Source organism: Arthrobacter sp. Y3225116, from assembly GCF_059091245.1.
The window spans coordinates 1-839 of the sequence record NZ_JBNHGL010000505.1 but is presented as its reverse complement, the minus strand read 5'-3'; the positions used below and the strand labels follow the sequence as shown (position 1 = coordinate 839).

At 72.0% G+C, this 839-nt stretch carries 1 protein-coding gene; it reads left to right on the top strand.

The genetic code is table 11. From position 1 onward, the window contains the following. Positions 1–805: FGGY-family carbohydrate kinase (locus tag AC5RV2_RS18640; protein WP_494093562.1), on the top strand; the 805-nt coding region annotated here is incomplete at its 5' end. Between the last annotated feature and the right edge of the window lie 34 nt (positions 806–839).

Here is an 839-nt window from a genome sequence, read left to right as displayed (position 1 = left end):
GGAAGGCGTGCCGGTCTGCGCGGGCACCGTCGACGCCTGGGCCGAGGCGTTCAGCGCGGGCGTGCGGCAGCCGGGCGACCTCATGCTGATGTACGGCTCCACCATGTTCTTCGTCCAGGTCCTCGGGGAGTTCCGGTCCGAACCCAAACTCTGGACCACGGCCGGGGTGGATCCGGGGTCGCTGACGTTGGCGGCGGGGATGTCCACGTCCGGGAGCCTGACCACGTGGCTGCAGCGGCTGTTCGGCGGCGTCCCGTTCGAGCAGCTCATCACGGAGGCCGCCGCGGTGCCGCCGGGATCCGACGGACTGCTGCTGCTGCCCTACTTCGCCGGCGAACGGACCCCTGTCTTCGACCCGGACGCCCGCGGCCTGATCACCGGCCTGTCGCTGCGCCACGGACGCGGCCACCTGTTCCGTGCCGCCTATGAGGGCATCGGCTTCGGCATCCGGCAGATCCTGGAGTACCTCGAACACGCGGGCGAACCGATCCGGCGCGTCGTGGCCGTCGGCGGCGGCACCAAGGCCAGGCTGTGGACGGAAATCGTCAGCAACATCAGCGGGCGCGAACAGCTGGTCCCGGAACAGGCCATCGGCGCCAGCTACGGGGACGCGCTGCTCGCCGCCATCGGCACCGGGGCCGTGCCCGCCGGGACGGACTGGGCCCGCACGGCGGCGACCGTGAGTCCCGATCCGGCGACGGCCCCGCTGTACGAAAAGCTCTACGCCACCTACAGCCACCTCTACCCGTCGAACCGCGAGCACATGCACGTGCTCGCGGCCCTGCAGGAGCACGCGGCCGGGTAGGCGGTCCGGACCGGGGCGTGGCCGGGTAGGCCGT